The following is a 464-nucleotide window of genomic DNA, read 5'->3' as shown; positions in this document are numbered from 1 at the left end:
CCCGACATCGGCAGTTCGACCGCGCGAACGGTGATTAGCCGATGCTCCAGATTAACCCCGGTCAATCAACCGTTGCATGGCGCAAGGCTTATTTCTTCAGCCAGCTCTCGACGACATCAGCACCGTGCTCTGCTTTCCACTCTTTCAAGGCTCTGTGATTCCCACCTTTGGTTTCGATCACTTCACCGGTCTTTGGATTCTTGTACACCTTGAGTTCACGCGGCTTGCGCGTGCCCGCAGGTTTATCCGCGACCTGGCGACGCGACGAGTTCTGTGGGTCCAGCAGATTGACAATGTGCTTGAGGCTGAAGCCATAGTGCTCAAGCAGCTTGCGCAGCTTGGTTTCGAACTCGATCTCTTTCTTCAGGCCCTCGTTGCCTTTCATGGTCTCCAGTGCCTGAAGTTGCTCGGCGAGGTGTTTTTCCAGCTGACGGTATTCTGCGAGTTTGGACATGGTGTTTTCC

1 protein-coding gene is annotated in these 464 nt (G+C 54.5%); it reads right to left on the bottom strand.

The window, feature by feature from the left end; genetic code table 11:
- Nucleotides 1-88: 88 nt before the first annotated feature.
- Nucleotides 89-454, bottom strand: a complete 366-nt coding sequence (locus ALO43_RS15690) for a histone-like nucleoid-structuring protein, MvaT/MvaU family (protein ID WP_002555840.1) — start codon at nucleotides 452-454, stop codon at nucleotides 89-91.
- Nucleotides 455-464: the final 10 nt, after the last annotated feature.

Origin of the sequence: Pseudomonas tremae (genome assembly GCF_001401155.1) — a bacterium.
In the GTDB taxonomy this organism is placed as follows: Bacteria; Pseudomonadota; Gammaproteobacteria; order Pseudomonadales; family Pseudomonadaceae; genus Aquipseudomonas; species Aquipseudomonas tremae.
This window is presented reverse-complemented; position numbering and strand designations above follow the sequence as displayed.